The organism is Veillonella parvula (assembly GCF_945949885.1).
Classification (GTDB): domain Bacteria; phylum Bacillota; class Negativicutes; order Veillonellales; family Veillonellaceae; genus Veillonella; species Veillonella parvula_B.
Window position 1 is genome coordinate 1 of the sequence record NZ_CAMFFZ010000012.1, and the last position, 26,034, is coordinate 26,034.

Here is a 26,034-nt window from a genome sequence, read left to right on the forward strand (position 1 = left end):
TACCTTATTTAGGAAAAATAGTTAACAAATATACAATAAAACAGTAAATATATAAAAAAGACCACTCAAAAGAGTGGTCCTTATCATCCTTAGAAGGAGTAGCCTACACCAGCGTGTAAACCTTTTGCAGTTTTATCATTGCTATCTACGCTATATTTATCATAGCCATAGTATACATTCAAATCTACATCAGGGCGTACTTCATATTGAGCACCTACTTGATAAGTTTGCTTAATATCATTACCCCAACCAGCCTTAGCAAAGCCGTTTACTTTATTAGTCAAAGGTACATGACCGATAACACCGGCTTGGAAACCAAGTTCAGTATCATTTGTACGAATCGCAGTACCTGCACCATATAGATTTACATTTGGATGTACCTTATAAACCAATGCTAATTGATGATCTTTAATATCGCCATTTTTTGCATTTAATTTATCGTAAGAGTATTGTAATGCAGCTTTATTGGAAAGGTCGTGTTGTAAAGAAACACCGAAACCATCATTGCTATTGCCACCACCGTTAGATACGTGTTGTTTAAAAGCATAATCAGCTTGTACCTTAGTGGATCCATCACTAATTTTTGTTACAGGAGCTGCAGCAAATGCACTGCCGGCTACAACTGTAGCTGCTAAAGTTAATAATACTAATTTCTTCATTTTTACCTCCTATACACATACCAATGGTATGTCTTAATAAGTTACTAATTGATAAGTATAATAATTATACAATCTATAAATTAGCGTTTCATGAATACAGGAATATCAGGGATACCACTGTTAGTATTTGTAGTGGATGCAGGACGAGAAGTACTAGTGGATTTACCAAATTCTGGTACACTTTTTGCATTAGAGTTAAAACCTGTTGCAACAACGGTAATTTGAACTTTATCGCCTAAGCTTTCATCGATAACAGAACCAAAAATAATATTTGCATCAGGATCTGCAGCGTCAGAAATAATTTCAGCTGCTTCATTGATTTCAAACAAGCTTAAGTTAGCACTACCGGAAATATTGAGCAAGATGCCTTTTGCACCATCAATAGATGTTTCCAACAATGGGCTATTAATAGCCATTTTAGCAGCATCAGCAGCGCGGTTTTCACCTTCGCCAACGCCAATCCCCATCAATGCTTCGCCTTGTTCAGTCATGATAGTTTTAACATCTGCAAAGTCAAGATTGATTAAACCAGGAACTTGAATCAAATCGGAAATGCCTTTGATACCTTGGCGAAGAACATCATCTGCCGTGCGGAATGCATCGCTCAAAGAACATTTTTTATCTACAACTTGTAACAATTTGTCATTAGGAATAACGATAATTGTATCAACTTTTTGAGTCAAAAACTCAATGCCTTTTTCTGCTTGTGCACGACGACGTTTACCTTCAAATGCAAAAGGTTTAGTTACAACGCCTACTGTCAATGCTCCAACTTCCTTAGCACATTCTGCAACGATAGGAGCAGCACCTGTACCAGTACCACCACCCATACCGGCAGTTACGAACACCATATCGGCACCTTCAAGAGCTTTAATGATTTCTTCGCGGCTTTCTTGAGCAGCTTCTTCACCGATTTGTGGATTTGCGCCTGCACCAAGACCTTTTGTAACCTTCTCGCCAATTTGAATCGTTACATCCGCTTTAGATAATTCAAGCACTTGGCTTTCAGTATTAGCGGATAAAAATTGAACACCTTTAAGATCGCTATCTACCATGCGATTAACAGCGTTATTACCGCCACCGCCAACACCGATAACTTTAATATTTGCAAAATCAGACATTGAACTTCCTCCTCTTATCGTTATCTATCGTATCAATATACGTCCCAATGTATCGATTTATATACTGACAATCTTATAACAATTACATTTATTTTACACTAAAATTTAAAAACTTTCCACTATATAGAATGTGATTTATTAGAATCGCTTAGTCATAATAATCTTGCGTATAGCACCTACATTAATAAATACATGTAGACCAAAGCCAATAAGAGCTACGTAATATAGGTTAATTCCTATGAGGTCACCTACATATACAAGAATAACAGCTAACACAACATTTGAAAAGAACCCAAGCACAAAAATACTAAGATCAAAGGTTCGTTCCAATGCAGCCCGGCTACCACCAAATACAGCATCTAGTGCAGCCAGAACAGCGACTGATGTGTAATTTGCATAACTTATAGGTATATGAAATGGTGAAAGCCACCCTAATGTAGTACCTACAATTAAACCAACAATGGCAAAGATATAAATATTCATTCTTTACCTCCTGTTTCATTAGGCTTTATATGTTCTTCTCTGAAGGTTCCTGTAAAAGCTGGAATAGCTATTTCATTTTCTTCCTTTATGGTTACCTTTATACCCCAGTGTTTCAAAGAATCCACCACACCGCCTCGCATGGTGAGCGCAGAATTTAATGTTTTTGGGTCACCAATCGCTTTAACTGTAAAAGGAGCCCCAAAAACCTTACCATTCACAGTAATAGTCGGACCAGAGCATCGTATTTCAGAAGTCCCTATGAGACGTTGATCATTGATAGCTATCGCCTCAGCCCCACCAGCTCGCAATTCATTAACAATACGTAAAATATCTTCATCATGAATCACATATAAATTAGGATTTTCACCACTTTGAATAGGCTTTAGGCTATCCTCAATTAATACACTAACACCCGTACCTTTAACATTAGTTAAAGCTGCTTTCATCATCAACTGTTCATCTGCTTTAACATTACTACTAGCACCAGACTGTTTAAGTTCTTCTATTTGTTTTAACAATGCATCACGTTCACTTTGAGCCTCTCGTAATTGTACGGCTAAATCACCAGCCCGTTGTAAACGGATATTTTCTTCTATATTATCTTGAGTCATCTTATATTGAGTAACAACCATGAAGCCCAATATGCAACTGACTAAGGCTATTGCCCACCGTTCGTGTCTCACGACAATCATCTACCTTTTATCTTCAACATGACCTTGTTTATCTTGTTTTTTATCATCCTTCTTAGTAGATGAATTTTCTGTTGTCTTTGTTCCAGTCTGATGCTTTTTAACTTCCGGTATTACATCAGTTTTTATATATGGTGATGAAACATTAACATCTATATATTGTACATTGCTATGTGTTGTCTTAATATCTTGTAACATAGACTGAGTTAACTCGGCTTTTTTAGGTAAGTCTTTACTATCCCCTAATCTAATCTGCACCCCCGATACGGTATAAGCCATTATTGCATCAGGATCTCCTATATTGACTTCCGCAATATTCTTGAAGGTGCTCTCATCAAGAGAGTTTAAGTATTCAAGAGCCGCTAAAATGGGCCTATCAACAACGGTATCACCTAACAAAATATTTCCCGCCTTAACACCTGATATCATTGGTACCGACGTATCTTGTATTGCAGGCTCTGATGCAATCACTTGACCTTTACTGTCAAGTGTTAAATAACCAAACTGAGCCGGTACAACTGCAACAGCTTTGCGCTCTATGACACGTACAACCATTGTAAATGGCAATTGATAACTAATTTGGGCCTCTTCAACCCGTAAGTCTTTCGCCAATCTAGTTTTTAATTTCTCTGTACTAATTTGCAATATATTTACAGGTTCATGAATATCCCCTGCTACCATTACATCTTGTACAGTTACCTTATCCGATCCTATAATTTTTAAGGATCCAAAAGGAATAGGTAGTGTAAACAATCCCACCAACACGAGAGTAACTGCACCACCGATTTTTAACACTCGTTTTCTAAATACAGCCCGTTCATCTTGAACAGGTGTAGAAGACTGCATCTCCCCAGAGTTGGATGGATGGTATTGCTTATCATCCATAGATAACTCCTTATGTTCTATTCAGCCCTTAAAATTTCCCTATACTAGCTGTTAATAGAATCTTTTCACATAATGTTGGAAAGTCAATTCCCATTTCTTTAGCTGCCTTTGGTACTAAAGACGTTGCCGTCATACCTGGCACAGTATTGTATTCTAGAACATACATATCATCTGCATGATCTGTCATAATATCAACACGAATAACCCCACTGCCTTGTACTTCGCGATACACAAGTTCCCCTATGCGTTGCATCTCAGCAGTCATTTCTTCACTAATAGGCGCAGGCACTAAATATTCTGTAGCACCTACAGTATATTTGCTGGTATAATCATACTCCCCAGAATGTGGACGGATTTCGATTACTGACAAGGCCTTGCCGTCAAGAACGGATACTGTAAATTCGCGACCATCAAGAAATTGCTCTACTACAAGAATCGGATCATATTTTAGTGCCTCTGTAACAGCATCCTCCAATTGTGCCTCATCACGAACAATGGTAACGCCAATACTAGATCCTTGAGTAGCAGATTTTACCACTACAGGAATTGTAAACTGTTTACGAATATGTCCTATAATATCTTCTGCAGATTCTAAATTACCATTAAAGGATTCAGAAGCGGCTGTTGGAATATTAGCTCCTTTGAAAACATCTTTGCTTACTTTTTTATTCATTCCTACCGCATGAGCCATGATGCCCGATCCAGTATATGGAATTTCTGCCATTTCAAGCAAGCCTTGTAATGCGCCATCTTCACCATAACGGCCGTGAATTGCATTAAATACAATCTCTCCGCCTAAGGATTCAATATCTTTTAAAACAGTACGAGGATTAAGTTCTAATGTTTGCGCATTATACCCTTTGCTTTCGAGTGCTTCCGCAATAGCAGCGCCAGTACGGCGAGATACTTCAGCCTCTTTGGAAGGGCCACCCATCAATACGATTATTTTTCTATCTTTCATTGTAAGCCTTCCTCCAATATAGCTAATAATTTGGGTCCATATTGATTAATAGAACCGGCCCCCATTGTGATAACCAGATCATTAGGTCGCACAATTTTTGCCAATACAGCCGGTATGTCGTCAACAGATGGTACATAATGTACAACCTTATGTGTAGCGGCTTCAACAGCGTCAGGAATAGTACGTCCATCAATACCTGCAATCGGATCTTCACCAGAACTGTAAATATCTGTCATATATATTTCATCAGCACTGGTAAAAGCAGTGGCAAATTCATCTTTCAACAAGCTTGTACGTGTATACCGATGCGGTTGAAACACACAAATAACGCGATGTTTTTCAAGCTCTTTTGCCGCTCTTAAGGTCGCTTTAATTTCTGTTGGATGATGTGCGTAATCATCGACAACCCAGACGCCAGCAACATGACCTTTTGTTTCAAAACGTCGTTTTGCACCGATAAATTTACCTAACGCTTTTGTAATAAAGCGATTCTCTACACCGCAACATTCATGAGCCACAATAAAGGCTGCCAATGAGTTTAATACATTATGTTCTCCATGCACGCGCAAGCTGATACGGCTTATATTAATGCCTTTATGATATACATCATATACCAAGGAAGAGTCCACATAATGAATATTTTTTGCTACATAATCATTATTATCCTCTAAGCCATATGTAATAAAAGTACGTTTTACGCGGCTCATAATATAACGAATATTTTCATTATCACCACATACGATAGCCTTGCCCGCTTCTGGTAACGTTTCGACGAACTCACAGAAAGCGTTTAACAAGTTATCCATAGTCTTATAATGATCCATATGATCATCTTCAATATTAGTTATAACGATAGTATGTGGATGCAATTTCAAAAATGAACCATCGCTCTCATCCGCTTCCACAACTGAAAAATGGCCTTTCCCAAGGCAACTGCTACCTTTGAGATAATCTACTTCGCCACCGATAATTACCGTAGGGTCCGCATTAGCCTCCACCAGAATTTGTCCAATCATTGAAGTTGTAGATGTTTTACCATGCGCACCAGCTACTGCGATACCATCTGTCACATCTAACACAGCCTTTACAATATCAGAACGGTGTAAAATGGTAATCCCTTGCTCTTTAGCAGCAACAATTTCAGGATTGTCTTCACGAATCGCTGTAGAACGAACTATGGCATCAACACCATTTACATATTCTTTATTATGACCGATATGCACTGTGGCACCCATATCTCTAAATTTAGAAATCACTGCAGATTCAGCTACATCTGAACCAGATACATCATACCCTTTTTGAATCAAAATATTCGCTATCGCACGCATACCAGATCCACCAATACCGATAAGGTGAATCTTGTGAATACCGTCTAACATAAAACCTCTCCTTATTACTTTGCAATAGATAAAGCTAATTTTGCAATATCATGAGCCGCATTCGGTTTTCCCAATTGCAATGCTCGTTCTCCCATTTGTGCCAACAAATCACGGTTGGCCATAAACATCTCAATTTCCCCTATTAAATCGTGAGCACTCAACATTTTATCTACAATCATATGCGCCGCCCCTTCTTGTACAAAGATACGTGCATTATAGGTTTGATGATCTTCCGCTGCGTATGGATACGGTATCAATACGGATGGAATACCGCGAACTGCTAATTCCGCAAGACCTATAGCACCAGATCTAAATACTGCTAAATCGGCTGCTGCTAGTGCTTTTGGCATATTATGTAAATACGGCAAAATCAAAGATGAACTACCTAAACCATCCCCAGCGGTAATACCTAATTGAGATAAAACAGATTCATATTCTCCGTTTCCCGTAATATGAATTAATTTAATACCTTCCACACCTTGGAAGTGTTTATGTACATCTATCATAGCATTGTTAATAGTTCTCGCCCCTCGAGAACCTCCAGCTATGAGTACGGTGAAGGTATCATCACTTAAGTTGAAATAGTTACGTCCCGCTGTTCTTGAATCAACTAACACATCTGGACGAACAGGATTACCAGTGTAGACTACGCGCTTTGCTTTAGAAAATGATGCTTCCGCATCCTTATAGCCTAAGGCTACCACATCAACAAAACGACTCAGAATTTTATTAGTAATGCCTGCTATGACATTCTGTTCTTGAATTAAAGTAGGAATATTGTGTAATGCTGCAGCCATGAGAACAGGACCACATACATAACCTCCAGTACCAATAACTACATCAGGTTTAAACTTACAAATTATGGCATTAGCTTTCACAATACCTAAAGCAGTTTTACCTAGCGTGACCATGGTACCTAATGATAATTGACGCTGCAAGCCTTGCACAGGAATTGTACTAAAATCAATACCTTCTTTAGGAACTAATGTAGCCTCAAGGCCTTGTTTGGTGCCAACGTATAACACCTTTGCATCAGGGTTTTGTTTCATGATTTCTTTATATATAGTTATTGCTGGATATATATGTCCACCAGTACCACCACCTGAAATAATAATACGTTTCATTAATGGTGTCCTCCCTCTTGCAACATATGAACACAACGTTTAAAATCATCTCCACGCTCTTCAAAACAGCTATACCAATCAAAACTTGAGCAAGCCGGAGATAATAGCACAATATCGCCCGTCTCTGCCAATTTATAGCCTTTCTCTACTGCGTCCTTCATGGATAAAGCACGATAAATCGGCTTCACACCAGCCTTTTTTGCAGCCGTCTCGAAACGATCTGCCGCTTCCCCCATGAAAATAACAGCTTTAGTCTTCTCTTTAACTAACTCCATGAAATCTTCTAAAGGCGTCATTTTATCATGGCCACCAACTAATAGAATAACTTGTTGATCAAAGGATTCTAATGCTTTAATCACAGAATCTACATTAGTGGCTTTGGAATCATTATAGAATGTGATACCACCAATCGTCTTAACGCGCTCTAAACGATGTTCAACTCCATGGAACTCGCTAATAATGCGATGAATTGTCTCTACGGATACGCCCAACGCATAGGATAAAGCAATAACGGTCAATATATTTTCAATATTATGACGGCCTGGAATATGAATATCTTCATTTCCAACAACAGATTTTGCTATACCATCTTTAGCAATATAACATTGCCCATCAGCATAATAAGCGCCATTCTCTACAGCTCGGTTTTGACTAATTTGTAAAATATGACTAGGCGCACGGTGTTCCATATCAGCTACAACGGAATCATCAATGTTAAGTACTAAAAAATCTGTACTTAATTGATTTTCAAAGATGCGTTCCTTCGCAGCAATATAGTTTTCCATCGTCTTATGACGAGCTAAGTGATCTGGAGTAATATTGAGCATAATAGCCCCAACAGGCCTAAAATGCTTGATTGTCTCTAATTGATAACTAGATAATTCGGCTACCAAAAAACCGTCTGCAGGCATAGCATACGCCACTTCGCTAAGGGAATCACCAATATTCCCTCCCACACGAACTGGTTTTCCAGAGCCTTCTAGAACCTTAGTTAATAAGGTTGTTGTCGTAGTCTTACCATTTGTACCAGTAACAGCTACGATAGGTGATTTAGATACTTCATAAGCTAATTCTACTTCGCTGACCACGTCAATACCACGAGCCTGTGCTGCTTTTACAATCGGAATATCTAAAGAAATACCTGGAGAAATAACGATACGATCCACGCCATCTAGCAAGGATTCATCTTGACGTCCTGTAATAATATTTACCCCTGCCGCAACGAGTCGTTTCTCCTCAGCCGTAGGCAGTGTCATGGGCTTATAATCATTTAACACAACATGCGCACCCACTTGGGCTAATACCCAAGATGCACCTATACCGCTGGCTCCAGCGCCAAGAACAAGTATATGTTTATCTCCGTATTCCATCTATATCACCTAAATTATCTACAAAATTAATGTATCCTATCTAATAAGCATACCATTATTTACAACTTCCGTTAAGTATTATCTTATAAAGTTATAGTCGCTAAAAGCACACCAATAATGGCTAAAACAGCTCCACCAAACCAGAAACGATTAACAACTGTTTGTTCTGCCCATCCGGAAAGTTCAAAATGGTGATGAATAGGACTCATCTTAAATACACGCACACCACGTGTTTTGAAAGAAATAACTTGAATAATAACAGATAATGCTTCCATAACAAAAATGCCGCCAATCACCACAAGTAACAATTCTGTTTTAGTTAAAATAGCCATTGCTGCAAAGGCACCGCCTAATGCCAAAGAGCCTGTATCCCCCATGAATACTTTTGCAGGGTTCACATTATATACCAAAAAGCCAAGACATACAGCTGCTATAATAGCACCGAAGTACGCAACACTTTCAGCACCGATAGAATTTGTCATCGATGCAGCCATCAGGCCAATAACAGAGAATGCTATCGCCGCCACTGCTGATGTACCACCAGCAAGACCATCAAGACCATCTGTTAAATTTACTGCATTTGTAGCTCCTACAATAATCAAGAATGCCAATACATAATACCCCCATCCCAATTGTAATTGTATATCTACAACAGGAATCCATAATGTGGTAGGAACAACCATAATCTCAGTAATGCAATAACAGAATACGGCAGCCAATATAAATTGTCCAAGTAATTTTTGCTTCGCTGTTAAACCAAGATTTCGTTTCTTTACTGCTTTTACAAAATCATCAAAAAAACCTAATAAACAATGACCCAGTGTTAAAAATAATAACATACCTGTGCCCACATTCCATGGTGCAAACAATGCCACGCCAATAACAAGGGCTACCATCATGAAAGCACCGCCCATTGTTGGCGTACCTGCTTTCGCTTGATGACTTTCAGGGCCTTCTTCACGAATACTTTGTTGTGCGTGCAAAGAACGCAACATAGGAATAGCAATTTTACCTAGCACTACCGTAATGATGAAAGTCGCTACGAAGGCTAACAGAATGTGATTTATCATATGAATCCTCTACTTATTAATAAATAGGACGGCTAGATATAACTAGCCGTTACCTATTATTCTCGATCCTTTAATTCTTCAACAACGCGCTCCATTCGTAAACCACGGGAACCTTTCACAAGGATAACATCCCCTTTTTCACGAATATCACTGTATGCGTTTGCCATTTCTAAATGGCTGTTACAACGGAATGCAGTTAAACCTGCTTTTTTCGCTTCCTTTGCAATAAAGGCAGCAGCATCACCAAAGGTGAATACAACACTATACCCCTCTTCAGCAAGCAAATGACCGATTTCACGATGTGCTTCTTCAGAGAGGTCACCAAGTTCAAGCATATCGCCGAGCATCGCTATTTTACGCTTACCTTCCAATTGACCAAGAGCTTTAATCGCTTCAGCCATGGATGATGGATTTGCATTATAAGCGTCATTTAAGATAACAATATCTTCAAACGGAACGATTTCTTGACGCATTGGAGTTCCAGTAAACTCGCTCAAACCTTTACGAATTGTATTGGATTTTATACCTAAAACACGGCCTGCGACGATAGCCGCCAATGCATCATATACATTGTGTTCACCAATCATAGGCAAGAAGATATCAAAAACTTCATCATAACACTTACAGGTAAACTTAATACCATCTTTTTTATAGCGCAAATGACTACCAATACAGGTAGCATTACGTTCAATACCATACGTAATAGTTTTACCTTTAGCTAAGCTATCCATTGCTTTTACATATGGATCGTCCTCATTAAGGATAGCTACACTATTTTCAGACAAGCAACGAATCAACTCACCTTTTGCTTCGGCAATGGCTTCGCGAGAACCTAAAAGCTCGATATGACTAGTACCAACATTGGTAATAATCCCCATCGTTGGTTCTGCAATCAACGCCAGTTCTTCAATTTGGCCGAGGCCACGCATACCCATTTCAACAACACAGGCTTCATGCTCAGCGGTCAAACGTAACAAGGTTTTTGGTAAGCCAATTTCATTATTATAGTTTTTCTCAGTTTTTAATACATTAAATTCTGTACCAAGTACGGCTGCCACCATTTCCTTTGTTGTAGTCTTACCAGATGAACCGGTAATAGCAACTACAGGAATATCAAAACGGCGACGATGATAACGTGCCAAATTTTGATATGCTACCAAAGTATTGTCTACCTCGATACAAGCAATGCCTTCTACAGCACGTCCTTTTTCAACGATAGCTCCTGTGGCACCTTTTTCAATAGCCGTATTGATAAAATCATGACCATCAAAAGTGTCGCCTTTTAATGCTACAAATAAAAATCCCGATTCAATAGTTCTCGTATCAGTAGATATATCTAAAAACTTAATATTGTCGGTATGTGCACTTGTCCCCTGTGTGGCTTCCACTACTTGAGACAATGTAAATTCTACCATATTAAATCTCCTTGAGAGCTGCTCGCGCCTCTTCACGATCATCGAAATGAATCGTTTTATCCTTTAAGATTTGGTAATCCTCATGCCCCTTACCTGCAATCAGTACAATATCCCCATGTTTTGCATTTTGTATTGCATGTTGAATCGCTTCTCGACGATCAACGATAACTTCATAATAAGAGCCTTCACGAAGCCCTTCTTTAACACCTGCTTCCACATCTTTAACAATTTGTACAGGATCTTCTGTACGCGGATTATCAGATGTAACGTACACAACATCACCATATTGTGCCGCAATACGCCCCATAATAGGGCGTTTGGTTGCATCTCGGTCCCCGCCACAGCCAAAGACTACGATAATACGATTCTCTTGAATCGCCTTTGCTGTTTGTAAAATATTTTCTAAACCATCCGGTGTATGTGCATAGTCTACAACAACAGCAAATGGTTGACCTTCTTCTATCAACTCAAAGCGCCCAGGTACAGCGCTAAATGTTTTTAATGCTTTATCGATATCTTCCATGGAAATACCTTCCAAAAGGCACGCCCCAATAGCCGCCAATGTATTATACACATTAAATAAACCCGTTGTATTCATAGCTACCGTATAGTCATGTCCGTCATAGGATACAGTGTAACGGCTAGATTTAGGAGTCATATCTACATCATGCGCATTCAGCGTACCATTTCCATCAATACTATAGGTAATGATAGGGGCTGTGGTGTTTTCAACAACCCGATGCCCATAGGCATCATCAATATTGATAACAGCACCCTTACCAGATTTTATTTGGTTTGGTTTGCTAACTTGTTCGAATAGTTTACATTTAGCTGCTAAGTAATTCTCAAATGTTTTGTGAAAGTCTAAATGATCTTGTGTAAGATTTGTAAATACTGCCGTATCGTACTCAACCCCAGATACACGACCTAATGCCAATGCATGAGAAGATACTTCCATTACGCAATGTGTAACCCCCTCTTGCACCATTTGATACAAGATATGTTGTAAATCTACTACGTCAGGTGTCGTATTATGAATCGGATATGATGTATCACCAATCATAATATGAACGGTACCAATTACACCAACCTTATGACCTTGAGCTTTCAAAATATGACGAATCATATGACTCGTAGTCGTTTTACCATTAGTACCAGTAACGCCAATCATGCGCATAGAGTTGGCTGGATAATCAAAAAAGTACGGTACACAGACCATCATAGCCGCACGTGTATCTTCAACAGTGATAACACAAACATCACCACTTACCTCCACCGGTTTAGATACTAGTACAGCTACTGCACCAGCCTCAATAGCTTTATTTACATAGTTATGACCATCTACAGTGGCACCATCTAAAGCAATAAATAAACTACCTGCTTTTACAGCACGAGAATCAGCAGTAACATCTAAAATTTCAACAGCTGTATTACCTTCTACATGCGGTGCATGTAAGGTTTTTACTATATCTTGTAAGTGCATATACAATCTCCTTTACACGCAAAGGAAAGCAGCCCAATACGAGCTGCTTCGCCTGCTAGTCTATAATTTGCTGTTTCTCTTGTACATTACGTTCAGTAACAGCGCTTTTTGTGCTATAAACAAAAGAATCAGGCAAAACCATTCCTAGTTGTTCTTCTGCGATTTGTTGGATACGTACAGGAGACTTCAAGGAGGCCACTTCAACGTCCAATGCATCGTTATCTTTTGTTAATTGTACTACAGCTTGCTGTGTTTTAACTACCTCATAGCCCAACTTTGTACTGTATGCATTCATAACCATCATGATAAGCAAGCATGCAACTAATGCAGCAATACCATATACAACTTGCCACATCATAGGGCTTAAATCTAAAGCTACGTTTGCACTACGTCTTCTCCCTTGTGCAATGACCAACATATCACCTTTTACTTGGCCCACAACAGCCTTTCTCGCTAACATAACACTTAACCCCTTCCAATTCTACAACTTTACTGCTACGCGCAATTTAGCACTTCTAGCCCTCGGATTAACTTCAATCTCCCCTATACTTGGCTCTATAGCCTTATTTTTTGCCTTTACAACTGCCTTGTGATTACAAACACACATAGGCAATTGTGGAGGACATATACATGCGGTACTTAACTCTTTAAAAGTTTGCTTTGTAATTCGATCTTCCAAGGAGTGGAATGTAATAACTCCAATCTTTCCCTTTGGTTTTAACATCGATACTGCATCTACAAAACTATCATGCAAAATTGCTAATTCTCTATTTACTTCAATACGTATGGCCTGAAACGTCCGTTTTGCCGGATGAGGTCCATCTTGTCGCGCCTTTGCAGGTATTGCATTCTTAATAATTCTAACTAACTCACCAGTAGTAGTAATTCTTTTTTCTTGGCGTGCTTCAACAATAAACTCAACAATCCGTTTAGCCCATCGTTCTTCCCCATAGTCGCGGATAATTTGCAGTAATTGTTCACTGTCATATTCATTAACAACTTCCTCTGCCGTGAGAGGTGCATCTTTATCCATACGCATATCAAGAGGTCCATCATTCATATATGAAAAACCTCGTTCAGGGGTATCTAGTTGATAGCTTGATACGCCAAGATCAAATATAAAACCATCTACTTCATAAATGCCCGCATTTCGGAGGGCTTCTTTTAAGTTAGAAAAGTTTGTAGGTATTGTTAACACCTGACATTTCAAATCAGATAAACGCTGTCGAGCTACACTCAAAGCATCTTCATCTTGATCTAAACCTATAATCATGCCTTCTGGGTCTAGCATCTCTCCCACTGCGTGAGCATGTCCTGCCCCACCAAGGGTACAGTCCACATAAATGCCTTTTGGATTAGTTACGACGGAGTCCACCGTTTCACGTAAGAGTACGCTAGTATGATTAAATTCCATCATAGCCTCCTATAACATAATCCCTTCAAGCCCTTCAACTAACTCTTCCATGCTTTCAGCCACTTGCTCATCATAGAAATCGTATTTTTCACGACTCCAAATTTCAACGTGGTCCCCAGCACCTACAATAACAGCCTGTTTATCAAGGCTTGCATATTCACGTAGTGGTACAGGAATGAGGACACGACCTTGTTTATCATATTCAAGTTCAGCAGCACTACCAAAAACAAAACGTTTTAAGGCACGCACGCTAGCTTTAGTGGAGGATTGTGATTGTAAAGCAGTAGAAATTTTTTTCCACGCCTCTTCGGTGTAAATAGCCAAGCAGTTATCTAAGCCTTTTGTAACGATGCACAAATCGCCTAGTTGTTCACGTATTTTCGCAGGTATAATCATCCGCCCTTTTGTATCAATAGTGTGATTATATTCGCCCATGAACATACGTATCACCGCCTTTCACTATTTCTTATCCACCACTATATGGTAAATTCTACCACAATTCCCCACCTTTCACAATAAAAAATCCATTTTTATCCCACTTTTTTATATTTTTCTTGTTTAATCTCTATTTTTCTCCGCCTTTCTACAATACATATGTTCGATTAAATATTTAAAACTAATCAATTTAAACCACTCTCCACCACAATGGTGAAATACCACTCCTTAGATGAACATAATCCCCACTTTTAGATGTATTATGTTTAGTAACTCATAAAAGTTAAAGATATTTAGGACTATATTCAAAAAAGCACAAAAAACCTCATCAATGTACAACACATACATTGATGAGGTTTTCCTCTATTTATATAGTTTTGATTATAGTATTAGAATTTAGATTCGATAGCCGCTTGAAGATCGCCTTTAGGTAAGAAACCAATTTTACGGTCTACTACTTCACCATCTTTTAAGATAACGAATGTAGGCAATACTTCAACTTGTAAGTTACGTGCTAATTCTGGTTCTTCATCAGCGTTTACTTTTACAAAGTTAGCTTTACCTTCGAGCTCACCTGCAATTTCTTCAATGATTGGCATCATACGTACGCAATAACCGCACCATGGAGCCCAGAAGTCAACAACAGTAACACCACCTTGGTTTACTAAATCTTGATATTCAGCAGTTTTTAAGTCTTTTAATTCGCTCATTGTACCCTCCTACGGTAATTGAACTAATACACAATCTTGAATGACATGCAGGTCTAAAGCATGTGCTTTTTCAACAACAGATGGTTTATCCGCCCCCGGTTGCAACCACACAATAGAAATGCCAAGTTCTTTGCATTCATCAAGTGCAGCTAATCCCGCTGCTTCTGGCACAACAAAATCTACCACAGCAGGCACAACAGGAAGTGCAGAAAGGCTAGAGTAACACGTGTCTCCATCTATTTCTGCAATATTAGGATTAACTGGATATACTTCATATCCGTGATCTTTAAGACATTTATAAATCTTATAACCGAACTTTTCGGTTTTATGGGTAGCTCCAATAACGGCCCATACTTTTTGATCTAAAGCTTGTTGAATTGTCATTTCGACCACCTCTTATATACTATTATAAATAAATATCGAATATTGTCAATATATTATATCGAATTATATAGCTAAAGAATTATTCTCTTTTAGCAATCATCCTATAACATAAAGCAATACTATTCTATTACTCTATTCTTTAATTTGTATCTCAATCGTTTTCTGACTAAGACTAGGTAAATTTAAATCAATCTCAATTAATTCAGATAAACTAATTTCTCTACGACTAAATGTATGAGCTTCAACTAAGCCGCCAGCAATAGCTAGTTCACCTAAAATTCTATTAGGAGACCATTGACTTTCACGTAATTCACGAATAGTAATACTTTTTTGTCGTTTAGATAATCTATGCCCTTCAGAATCAATTAATAATGGAGCATGTCCATAAGAAGGTATTTGTATATTTTTAGATGTAAAACTAGATTGTAATGTTTTATATAAATATATTTGCTGCCCCGTAGTCTCTAGTAAATCATCTCCACGAATGACCTCCGTTATCTCCATAGCAATATCATCCAGTACGACAGCTAAATTATAGGCATACATACCGTCACCACGACGCAATACATAATCATCTAATTCACCTTCCAAATGAATATGTTGAAAGCCTTGCCAGCGATCTACGAAATCTATATCACAGGAATTAACGGCTAAACGCAAAGATGGTTCCTTAGACGTCATAAACTCTTTTATCAATTTATCCTCTAGATGACGACAGTGTCCATCATATCGATGAATTATTTCCCCAACATGGGGCGCCGAAGCAATAGACTGGAGCCTTGTACGATTACAAAAGCAAGGATAAATTAGTTTTTCTAATGCAAGATGTTCTAATATGTCTCTATAATATGTTTGTCGCTCACTTTGCCAATACGTTGATTCTGGTCCACCAACACGAGGCCCTTCATCCCATTCAAATCCTAACCACTCTAAATCATCTAATAGAGCTTCCCCTAACTCACATTTAGAGCGTTGGGTGTCTATATCCTCCATTCGCACAACATACTGCCCTTTTTGTTGTTTCGTAGAAACATAAGATAAGAGGGCTATCCACACATTGCCGAGATGGATATATCCTGTGGGACTTGGAGCAAATCGACCTTTCATGATGCCCTCCTACAGTACAAAACAAGTGGCATATCCCGTAAATTTACACAGAATATGCCACTATAAATAATATAAAACGATTATCCTAGAGAAATAATGTTATCGAATACTTTACCAGCGTCTTTAATTTTTTGTTCGTTCCCCATTGTACAAATATGATTGTCCTTCAATACAGGTTCAACCACATCTGCTAAAGCAACGATATCCTCTGGTTTACAAGCGATAACTTGTTTACGAAACTCTACCTTATCCTCTAATTTAGTACCGCTAAAATACATGCCCATCGCACGTGGACCACGCAATGCAGGAGTCATTGGTAAATCTAAAGAACTCATAGTACCGATAATATATTTACGCATCTCACGATCAGTCAATGTGAACTCACGAAGGTATTGAGGTAACTCTTTATATACATTTAATGTTTCTACCAAGTTTGGATCGCGATAGCTACAGAAAATCATATTACCATCGTCGTAGAAGTTTGCAAAAGCCCCGTAAGCACCGCCTTGTACACGAATACGAATCCAAAGATATTCATACCGTAAAATCGTTTCCAATACACTCATTGGGCCTACGTGTTTATACCCATGGTCTACAAAGTTACCACCTTGAGCTACGTATTGAACCTTACCAGCTGTAACGATACCATCATTACCAGACAAACGTGTAATCTTTAATGTATCATTACTTAAGTCAGTAGTATCCCAGGTTTCAATCAATAGTTTCATAAGATTTTCAAAGGCTTCTAATTCGCCTTCTTCACCAACGAACATGATATCCACATTATTAGCACGGAAAATCTTACGAGCCACATCAGCTAATTTTTCCGGCAATAATGGTAATGCCGCAGGGTTAGAAGCCAATTCGCTAATCTTTTGATAATAACCAAAGTTACCATTATCTCTAAATTTACCAACTGCAGATACTTGTGCCATAACACGTTGACTTACAATGGAATTACCACGACGAAACGCTTCATTATCCCAAATAGCTTTGCTTTCTTGAACAAGTTCAGTCAAGCGTCTATCGTTACTATAATCTGCTTTTTGTACTACTTCGTTAATCAAGCGACATAAGTCAGGTAATTTAGAATGCAAGGCTTTAGCGCGAACAATCATGAGAGGAGTAAATTCATCACGCTTACCATCTTTACTAATAGCCGTAATATCTGAGCTTAAACCGCCAAGGTTCATATTGATATCTTTCGCCAATGCTTCGTAGTCACGTTCAGATGTGTCGATACGACCGATAATATCACTTAGAATATCGGCATAGAACAACTCTTCTTCTGTAAGACAACTTAAATTAAAGTAAAGACCTACATAGTTGATACCTTTTGTGAAAGTAGGTACAAAATGTACTGTAGTGTTGCCAATTTTACTTTCACGACGCTCTACCTCTTCAATATTAGGATTTAAATCAGATAATTCAAGCAATGGAATCGACGCTAACGCTTCATCACTATCTGGAGCTTCTTGACGAAGTTTAAGTCGTTTTGTTTGCTCTACAATTGCTTCGATTTCTTCTGGAGACATCTTAGCTTTTACAGCAGTTAAATGCTCTTTAACCTCTGCATCCTTGCGCTCTTGAAGACCACGTTCAGGATAAATAGAAACAAGCACTTTATGATTGTTATTTAAAATAGATTGACGAATCAAATCTTCAAAGTACGTACCAGATAAGCCTTTACGAATATTCACTAATGCTTCTTCGTAGTGTAATAGCTCCAGTGGATCATTGTCATATAGCCAATTATCCATCATACGAATAACATAAGCTAAACCGATTGGGCGACCACCAAAGTCGCTTTCACGAAGAGCAAACTCAATACTATTTAAGGAAGCTTCTAATAATTCTTTATCTAAACCGTTATCACAAAGTTCTTGCAAGGTAGACTCAACAATGCGTTGCAAATCAGCTTGTTTATCGAGATTGGAACCAGTTGCTTGCACGGTCCACATTGGTTGACGAATACTATCAAGATAATAACCACTTACGTCAGAGCCGATACCTGCTTTCACCAAAGCCTGTTTAAGAGGAGCCGCAGGAGATGTTAACAATGCATGTGTTAAGACCTCAAAAGCTAAACTATGCTCAGGTGTTACATCAGGTAAAACATAGGCAAAAGAATGTAAAGTACGGTTATCTGTAGGTTCTTCAGAACCTACGCTGTATGGATAGCTCACCACCTTACCTTCCGTAAATGGAGCTTGTAAGCCAACCTCTGTATTAACCTCAATAGCATCGAAATGACTTAAGTACTCATCATTCAAGAACGCCAATTGCTCTTCAATATTCATATCACCATAAAGGAAAATATAACTATTGGACGGATGATAATGAACTCGATAGAACTCTTGGAACTCTTCATAAGTTAAGTCCGTAATATGGTCAGGATCTCCACCAGAATCAACACCATAAGTGGTATCTGGGAAAAGTTCACGCATCATTTGGCGTTCTAGAACGGAATCCGGAGAGGAATAAACCCCCTTCATCTCATTGAATACAACACCTTTATAGGTAAGTTCATCTTCCGCATTATCTAGTTCATAATGCCAACCTTCTTGCATCACGATTTCTGCATCATCGCGAACACGTGGATACAATACAGCATCAAGATATACGTCCATCAAATTGTGGAAGTCCTTATCATTCTTGCTGGCTACAGGATACATCGTTTTATCAGGGTATGTCATAGCGTTTAAGAACGTATTTAAAGACCCCTTAACAAGTTCAACAAATGGTTCTTTTAAAGGAAACTTACGAGAACCACATAAAACGGAATGTTCCATAATATGTGCTACACCAGTACTATTATGTGGTGTTGTTCTAAAAGCGATATTGAATACTTTATTAGAATCTGGTGAATCAATATAAATTAAACGAGCACCAGACTTTTCATGTTTCATTTCATAAGCGGTACCATTGATCTCATCAATGCGCTCAATGCGGTCAAGGCGAAAGCCAGAATAAACCTTATTTATTTCCATGCTGTCCCTTCTTTCTATACTAATATAATGATTTCTCTCTGAATAATTTATTATATCATATCGATGACTCTATATATAGATGTTAAGAATAATTATCGAATTACAAAACCCCATAGGCAAGTATACCCATGGGGTTCATATTATTTATTATGTTGCATCTGCCACTTTTGATTGCGACGTAAGGTTAATAAGCCTTCTAACACGGCTTCAAATTGTATAAAGCTCAATGTATATGGTTGATACATATCTGGTACAACCTTGTAAGTAATAGTAACCTCAGACTTATCATAATCATAGAAGATACCATGTAAATTACTCATTGTTGTATAACCAGTTTGAGCTTGTTCCAATGTTGGAATAGGCTGATTTTTTAGATTTCCTAGTAGATCGCTAATGAAACCTTCTTTACGACCTTGGTCATTGAGCATTTCATCCATAAAACTACGTAGACTATCCATGAAGTAATTAACCTCGTTGATCTAACAATAAGCCGTTATGAATTACACGAACGGCATCTTTTACGCGATCTTCAGCAACAAGACAAGAAATACTAATTTCAGAAGTAGAAATGATTTCAATATTGATACCTTCTTGGCTCAAGATATCAAACATTTGCGCAGCTACACCAGGTTGTCCTAACATACCTGCACCAATAATGGAAACTTTCGCCATTTTTTCATCGATATTAACAGCTTCAATATCTACTGCTTTTTGTAATTCTTCTAATACTTCTCGAGCTAATACCACATCATCCATAGCTACAGTGAAGATAAGATCAGTTTTTGGCTCTCCCACAGAACGGATAGATTGAACAATCATATCTACGTCAACGTTTCTAGCAGCTAATGCTTTAAATACAGTCGCTGCAACGCCTGGTTTATTTTCAACGCCTACAAGGGCTACTTTTGCTGTATTTGTATCATCAGCTACGCCAGTAATTACGTGTTTATTTGCTTCCACAGTATAATCCTCCCGAATAATAGTACCTGGTTTATCACTAAATGTAGAACGTACATGAATAGGTACACCATAACGGAAACCCATTTCTACGGCACGCGGTTGCATTACACCTGCACCAAGGCGTGCCATTTCAAGCATTTCACCATACGTTACTTCTTCTAATTTGAAAGCTTCCTTCGCCACGCGAGGATCTGTAGAATATACGCCGTCTACATCCGTAAAAATCTCACATACATCCGCTTTCATAGCACCTGCCAATGCAACAGCTGTTGTATCAGATCCACCACGGCCTAATGTCACCATATCACCATATTCAGTTATACCTTGGAAACCAGCAACTACTACTATTTTACCTTCATCCAAAGCTTCAAACACACGATTAGGATCAACGCCCAAAATGCGACCTTTATTAAACGTATCACTACTTGTAATACCTGCTTGATCACCTGTTAAGGATACAGATTCCTGACCACGTTCGTTAAAAGCCATTGCCATCAATGCAATTGTTACTTGTTCACCTGTAGATAACAAGCGATCCATTTCACGACCATACGGCTTGGATGTAACTTGTTTAGCTAAGGCCACCAAGTCATCAGTTGTATCACCCATAGCGGATACAACAAGAACGATTTTATCGTCAGCTTGCTTCTCACGAAGAACGCGATCAACAATATTAAATATTTTTTCTGGTGTAGCTACGGAACTACCACCAAATTTTTTAACGATTAAGGCCACAATAATCCCTCATTTAACTATGTTTACTAAATATCAATATGCATATACTTTACCACAAACAAATAGCACTGTAAAGGGATATACAGCAATTAATCCACTGGAGTGATACAAAACTCCTTTTTATGCGGACACTAAAAATCAAATAATATGTTTATAATATTATGAATATGCATTAAATAATCCTAACATGTATTAGCCATAATGCCATTAAATATCTACTATTGAAAGTTTAACTTTACCTCATTATTAAGCTATGTAAACACATAGATATACAAAAAGACCAGCCCTCGGGCTGGTCTTTATTAGTTGTTTTAGTTAATTAAGCAACTACGATATCTTTTTCGGATTCCCACAAGCCATGAATATTGCAGTAGGAAACAGCGATCAATTTACCGGATTTTTTCAAAGCTACTGCTAAAGTACCTTCAGAAACTGCTGCTACAGGACCTTCATTTGCAGTTGCACCGTCACCATGAACGTTGAACTCGATAGCGCCAACTTCGAATGGTAATTGAGTGCCTTCAGCTACGAAGTACAATTTAATCCAATCAATGTGATGTTCTACAGTGTTTGGATGTGCAATGTCTTTACCTACGGATAAAGTAACGTGGAATGTTTCACCTGCTTTTACAGTGTCAACTGTTTCGATAACAGGAACGTGTTTTTCAGTAGCGAAATCGCCAGATTTAATGTAATCATGTACAGCCATAGTTAACCTCCTGGTTAGTCTTATATACATACTTAATGTCAAGAATATTGAGCACCTCTGTGCTTATGACTATATTATACATTTTCGATATAGTTTTAGCAAGTTCTTTTTCGATATTTTTCGATTTTTTTGAATTTAGTTAGAACTCAATTCCTTTAGCAGCCTTAATGCCCTTTTCATAAGCATGCTTTACTACATTCATTTCCGTTACAGTATCTGCCATATCAATGATTTCAGGTTTAGCATAGCGACCCGTCAAAACAACATGAAGTCTTTCTGGCTTATTTTTAAGCATTTCCACTACAGAATGCACATCGATAAGCTCATAATTAATGGCATTATTAATTTCATCCATAACAATTAGATCCCATTTGTCGGAATTTACTTCCTCTACTAATGTACGCCAAGCGGCTTGTGCTGCTTCTTTGTGGCGAGCAAGTTCAGCTTCTCCTACTTCATCACGTTTATAGTAAATAAAACCCTTTCCCATAGAGCGAATTTCAACTTGATCACCTAGTTTAGCGAGACCTGCCAATTCACCATAACCATTACCGCTCTTAATAAATTGTAATATAAGAACCTTGAAACCTTGTCCGACAGCACGTAAAACAACGCCTAATGCCGCTGTTGTTTTACCTTTACCATTTCCTGTATTAACTAGAATTAATCCACGTTCTTCCATAATAGCTCCTTTAATACGAACTGTCCCGCAATAACTTTAAGAACTAACTATTCCTGATTAATTACATTCTCCTCATATTTACTAATAGGATCACAACAATACATATGAATATAATTGCAATTGCAATAGCACATTACAATACTTATGTATTTAATTGTGATAATACATAGTAATATAAACCTATTAAATACATTTATACATCTATTACTTTTGGGCTTTATAAGCAGCACATGTATCAACAAAATGTTGTGCCCCTTCATCAGAGCCAGCAAAGTTCAAATGTAAGTAAGAAGCTAATACATTTTTTGTTGCATAGCCGCCGTCATACGATTGAGGTTTACGGCCTCCTTCTAAATGAAAAGCCCATGGGAAGTCATCTATAGTTGGCTCCATTGTAGAGAAATGGAACTCATGACCACGAATAGCTGTATTCATAGCACCTAATAAAGTATCTCTCTTTGCAGTTGCTGTAACATAGCCCACCTTTTGAAGCTTTTGTTGCATCACACAATTGGCAGGTACAATACCTACAGTTTTATATACAGAACCTCCAAAGTCATTAATACTTTCACAAAGATACATGAGGCCACCACATTCGGCATAAATAGGCATACCTTGTGCATTAGCTTGGCGGATAGATTCCTTCATAGACTCATTGCTAGATAACTGAAATAAAAACATTTCTGGGAAGCCACCACCGAATACAAGTCCGTCTACATCAGGAATTACCGAGTCATTAAGCGGACTAAAGTAAACAAGCTCAGCCCCTTTTTCCTCTAACGCAGCAAGACTAGCTGGATAGTAAAAAGAGAACGCCTCATCATAAGCTACACCGATTTTCACACGTTTTTCAATGGTTTTAACATCTATAGCATCTGGTAGTTCGATAGTTGGTGCATTAGTAGCAATTTCCAATAGTGCATTGAAATTTACCATCTTCTCAACAGCTTCTCGAATCGTATTAATCGCCTCTGTTGGATCAATTTCAGTAACCGGTGTAAGTCCTAAATGACGTTCTGGAGAATGCATACGATCATCACGATAAATGGCACCAATAACAGGTACCCCGATTTTATCCATCCCTTCACGAACCATACGCTCATGATTGGCTGAGCCTAAGCGGTTCAAGATGACACCACCAAAGTTTACCTCTGGGTCATAGTCACGGAACCCTTTAGCAATAGCGGCTGCACTTTCACCCATAGCCTTACAATCAATAACAAGCACCACCGGTGCATTTAACTGTTTAGCAATTTGAGCCGTAGAACTAACGCCCTCTCGACCACCATCGTAAAGGCCCATAACACCTTCAATAATGGCAAGGTCTACATCATGTGCCATTGTAGCAAAGAAAGGAGTCAACTTGTGAGGTGGCACGAGCCACGTATCTAAATTATAGCTGTCACGGCCGGATGCAATTTTATGAAAGCCCGGATCAATATAATCCGGGCCCACTTTAAAAGATTGCACCGTACGTCCACCATTTGCATAAGCGGACAATAAGCCCGCTACGATAGTTGTTTTACCAACACCAGAATTGGTGCCAGCAATAACAACACGTGGAATCTGTACTGTGTTCATAGATATTACCTCGTAATACGATGTGTTTGTTAACGATCCTTGCGTTTTGCAAGAATTGTAGATAAGTAGTTGAGTTTAGTATCTTTTGGTATATTATCTAAACCTACGAATACTTGCTCATCAGGCAAACCTACACGGCTAATCATAACCGCATCATCTGCCATATTATGTTTAATCAAGGTTTCTTGTACTTCATCAAAGTTTTTATATACCTTCATAATAACTGCATCATCTGCAACAGCCAATACAGCATCGATTTTTTCTTTAGGCGCTGTAGCTGGAACGATAGCCAATACCTCTTCCTTCTCTACGATTGGATAGCCAAGGTGAGATCCGATAGCACAGAATGCAGTAACGCCAGGAATTGTTTCAATTTCATGCCCTGTGTTTTCAATCAAACGGTATACATACATATATGTGCTGTAGAACATAGGATCACCTAATGTTAAGAATACAACACTTTTACCTTCATCCAAGTAAGACAAGATAACGCGTTTAGCCTCTTGCCAGCCTTCCTCTTGCGTAGAATCATCCAACACCATTGGGAATACTACGGGAACGATTTCTGTATGTTCTTGGATATATGGGGATGCGATATCAAGGGCTACGGAACCATCTTTCTTTTCTGTTTTAGGTGTGATAATAATATCTGCTTCTCCTACGATGCGAGCAGCTTTCACAGTCATTAATTCAGAATCGCCAGGGCCTACGCCAATACCATATAATTTACCTTTCATGGGTATCTCCTATTCTTATAGTCACACTCTATTTATAATTGCAATATCTTTTATTATAACCAATTTATACAATATATACAAAGATACTATTTAATATTTGGTATTGCAGGACGATGTGGGCTACGTTTGCCATACAAATCGTCGATACAATCTTGCACATGTTGACGGAAAATATCATGAATCACTTCATATTCACCTAGAGCACTATGAATTGATTTAACCTCATATCCTGCTCCAGCGAGTTCATTCACTATGCTATCCTCTTCGTCACCAAATAAATCATTTTGTGCATGATCCCCGAGTACCAATAATAAAGGATGTACATAAATTGTTTCTGGGCGTTTACCATCAAGCCATTCCCAAGGCATTGCTACATCTGACACATATGGTGCGTTTTCAAGTACAGCAATACGCACATTCGTAAGTCCATTACGGATTAGCTTAAACTGTAAATTACCATATGAAGAATTGCCAGAACCAAGACCTCCATGACCAACCAATAACAAACCATCATCTTTGGAAATATTAAGAGATTTAATGAAACGGTCAATCAAAATTTGGTAATCATCTGGATGCTCTTCTTGTCCCATGTAGTATACAAGAGGTCTACCTACACGCAACACTTCGAGTTGTCCTTCACCTTCATGAGCAAGGATATTATTTTTTAATTTATCGAACTCTTCACCACCGGTGAAATGAAGTGGCTGCACATATACATGTGTATAACCTTCTTGAACCAGTTTTTCTAACGCCCCTTGTTCAGTAGGAATCTCAATACCACGCTCACGTAAGCGCTTAACGATGATACGAGACGAAAAAGCTAATTCTACAGTATAATCCGGATACGATTTACGAATATGTTCTACTACAGAATCAATATTATGTTCACGAGCACTGTCCACAGTGGACCCAAAGGCAACAACTAAGATAGCTTGTTTCATGAATGTCTCC

General features: G+C 38.4%; 26 protein-coding genes. All 26 read right to left on the reverse strand.

What is annotated here, in order from left to right; all coding sequences use genetic code 11:
- Window positions 1-89: 89 nt before the first annotated feature.
- Window positions 90-659 (reverse strand): outer membrane beta-barrel protein, encoded by a 570-nt coding sequence (locus Q7O55_RS05005; RefSeq protein WP_004696198.1) that lies wholly within the window; start codon window positions 657-659, stop codon window positions 90-92.
- A gap of 80 nt (window positions 660-739) precedes the next feature.
- Window positions 740-1,780: a cell division protein FtsZ gene (ftsZ, locus tag Q7O55_RS05010; RefSeq protein ID WP_303928911.1), complete on the reverse strand. Its 1,041-nt coding sequence runs from the start codon at window positions 1,778-1,780 to the stop codon at window positions 740-742.
- 138 nt (window positions 1,781-1,918) lie between these two features.
- Window positions 1,919-2,263, reverse strand: coding sequence for a small basic family protein (locus tag Q7O55_RS05015; protein WP_303928913.1), 345 nt, complete (start codon window positions 2,261-2,263; stop codon window positions 1,919-1,921).
- Window positions 2,260-2,955: a DUF881 domain-containing protein gene (locus Q7O55_RS05020; RefSeq protein WP_004697175.1), complete on the reverse strand. Its 696-nt coding sequence runs from the start codon at window positions 2,953-2,955 to the stop codon at window positions 2,260-2,262. Before Q7O55_RS05020 ends, Q7O55_RS05015 begins: the two co-directional genes overlap by 4 nt.
- Window positions 2,956-3,837, reverse strand: coding sequence for a cell division protein FtsQ/DivIB (locus tag Q7O55_RS05025; RefSeq protein ID WP_303928915.1), 882 nt, complete (start codon window positions 3,835-3,837; stop codon window positions 2,956-2,958).
- A gap of 28 nt (window positions 3,838-3,865) precedes the next feature.
- Window positions 3,866-4,798 carry a D-alanine--D-alanine ligase gene (locus tag Q7O55_RS05030; protein WP_303928916.1) on the reverse strand — a complete coding sequence of 311 codons (933 nt, stop codon included), beginning with the start codon at window positions 4,796-4,798 and terminating at the stop codon, window positions 3,866-3,868.
- Entirely contained in the window at window positions 4,795-6,177 is a 1,383-nt protein-coding gene (murC, locus tag Q7O55_RS05035; RefSeq protein WP_303928917.1) for a UDP-N-acetylmuramate--L-alanine ligase, read from the reverse strand. The genes Q7O55_RS05030 and murC overlap by 4 nt, the downstream gene beginning before the upstream one ends.
- Before the next feature lie 14 nt (window positions 6,178-6,191).
- Window positions 6,192-7,301 carry an undecaprenyldiphospho-muramoylpentapeptide beta-N-acetylglucosaminyltransferase gene (gene murG / locus Q7O55_RS05040; RefSeq protein ID WP_303928919.1) on the reverse strand — a complete coding sequence of 370 codons (1,110 nt, stop codon included), beginning with the start codon at window positions 7,299-7,301 and terminating at the stop codon, window positions 6,192-6,194.
- Entirely contained in the window at window positions 7,301-8,671 is a 1,371-nt protein-coding gene (gene murD / locus Q7O55_RS05045; RefSeq protein ID WP_303928921.1) for a UDP-N-acetylmuramoyl-L-alanine--D-glutamate ligase, read from the reverse strand. The genes murG and murD overlap by 1 nt, the downstream gene beginning before the upstream one ends.
- Window positions 8,672-8,754: 83 nt before the next feature.
- Complete coding sequence (mraY, locus tag Q7O55_RS05050; RefSeq protein WP_278457128.1) at window positions 8,755-9,741, reverse strand: phospho-N-acetylmuramoyl-pentapeptide-transferase; 987 nt, start codon at window positions 9,739-9,741, stop codon at window positions 8,755-8,757.
- A gap of 56 nt (window positions 9,742-9,797) precedes the next feature.
- Window positions 9,798-11,156, reverse strand: a complete 1,359-nt coding sequence (murF, locus tag Q7O55_RS05055; RefSeq protein WP_303928925.1) for a UDP-N-acetylmuramoyl-tripeptide--D-alanyl-D-alanine ligase — start codon at window positions 11,154-11,156, stop codon at window positions 9,798-9,800.
- 1 nt (window position 11,157) lies between these two features.
- Window positions 11,158-12,639: a UDP-N-acetylmuramoyl-L-alanyl-D-glutamate--2,6-diaminopimelate ligase gene (locus Q7O55_RS05060; protein ID WP_303928926.1), complete on the reverse strand. Its 1,482-nt coding sequence runs from the start codon at window positions 12,637-12,639 to the stop codon at window positions 11,158-11,160.
- 55 nt (window positions 12,640-12,694) lie between these two features.
- Entirely contained in the window at window positions 12,695-13,099 is a 405-nt protein-coding gene (gene ftsL, locus Q7O55_RS05065) for a cell division protein FtsL (RefSeq protein ID WP_004697156.1), read from the reverse strand.
- Between the two features lie 21 nt (window positions 13,100-13,120).
- Complete coding sequence (gene rsmH, locus Q7O55_RS05070; protein WP_303928928.1) at window positions 13,121-14,053, reverse strand: 16S rRNA (cytosine(1402)-N(4))-methyltransferase RsmH; 933 nt, start codon at window positions 14,051-14,053, stop codon at window positions 13,121-13,123.
- Between the two features lie 9 nt (window positions 14,054-14,062).
- Window positions 14,063-14,494, reverse strand: coding sequence for a division/cell wall cluster transcriptional repressor MraZ (gene mraZ, locus Q7O55_RS05075; RefSeq protein WP_004696227.1), 432 nt, complete (start codon window positions 14,492-14,494; stop codon window positions 14,063-14,065).
- 383 nt (window positions 14,495-14,877) lie between these two features.
- A complete protein-coding gene (gene trxA / locus Q7O55_RS05080; protein WP_004696229.1) occupies window positions 14,878-15,198 on the reverse strand; it encodes a thioredoxin in 321 nt (106 codons plus the stop codon).
- Between the two features lie 9 nt (window positions 15,199-15,207).
- Window positions 15,208-15,582, reverse strand: coding sequence for a CoA-binding protein (locus Q7O55_RS05085; RefSeq protein ID WP_101928366.1), 375 nt, complete (start codon window positions 15,580-15,582; stop codon window positions 15,208-15,210).
- 132 nt (window positions 15,583-15,714) lie between these two features.
- Window positions 15,715-16,689, reverse strand: a complete 975-nt coding sequence (gene gluQRS / locus Q7O55_RS05090) for a tRNA glutamyl-Q(34) synthetase GluQRS (protein ID WP_303928931.1) — start codon at window positions 16,687-16,689, stop codon at window positions 15,715-15,717.
- An 80-nt stretch (window positions 16,690-16,769) separates the two neighbouring features.
- Entirely contained in the window at window positions 16,770-19,679 is a 2,910-nt protein-coding gene (locus Q7O55_RS05095; RefSeq protein ID WP_303928933.1) for an insulinase family protein, read from the reverse strand.
- A gap of 140 nt (window positions 19,680-19,819) precedes the next feature.
- Entirely contained in the window at window positions 19,820-20,137 is a 318-nt protein-coding gene (locus Q7O55_RS05100) for a hypothetical protein (RefSeq protein ID WP_004696238.1), read from the reverse strand.
- A 7-nt stretch (window positions 20,138-20,144) separates the two neighbouring features.
- Window positions 20,145-21,374 (reverse strand): aspartate kinase, encoded by a 1,230-nt coding sequence (locus tag Q7O55_RS05105; protein WP_004696945.1) that lies wholly within the window; start codon window positions 21,372-21,374, stop codon window positions 20,145-20,147.
- Window positions 21,375-21,693: 319 nt separating this feature from the next.
- Window positions 21,694-22,083, reverse strand: a complete 390-nt coding sequence (locus Q7O55_RS05110) for a class II SORL domain-containing protein (RefSeq protein WP_004696242.1) — start codon at window positions 22,081-22,083, stop codon at window positions 21,694-21,696.
- 139 nt (window positions 22,084-22,222) lie between these two features.
- On the reverse strand, window positions 22,223-22,765 hold the full coding sequence (gene cobO, locus Q7O55_RS05115) for a cob(I)yrinic acid a,c-diamide adenosyltransferase (protein ID WP_012864517.1): 543 nt from the start codon (window positions 22,763-22,765) through the stop codon (window positions 22,223-22,225).
- A 204-nt stretch (window positions 22,766-22,969) separates the two neighbouring features.
- Entirely contained in the window at window positions 22,970-24,346 is a 1,377-nt protein-coding gene (locus tag Q7O55_RS05120) for a cobyrinate a,c-diamide synthase (protein ID WP_303928936.1), read from the reverse strand.
- A gap of 29 nt (window positions 24,347-24,375) precedes the next feature.
- The gene (gene cobI / locus Q7O55_RS05125) at window positions 24,376-25,083 is read right to left on the reverse strand and encodes a precorrin-2 C(20)-methyltransferase (protein ID WP_004696248.1); all 708 of its coding nucleotides are present in this window, start codon (window positions 25,081-25,083) and stop codon (window positions 24,376-24,378) included.
- Window positions 25,084-25,169: 86 nt separating this feature from the next.
- A complete protein-coding gene (locus Q7O55_RS05130) occupies window positions 25,170-26,024 on the reverse strand; it encodes a sirohydrochlorin cobaltochelatase (protein ID WP_303928938.1) in 855 nt (284 codons plus the stop codon).
- Window positions 26,025-26,034: the final 10 nt, after the last annotated feature.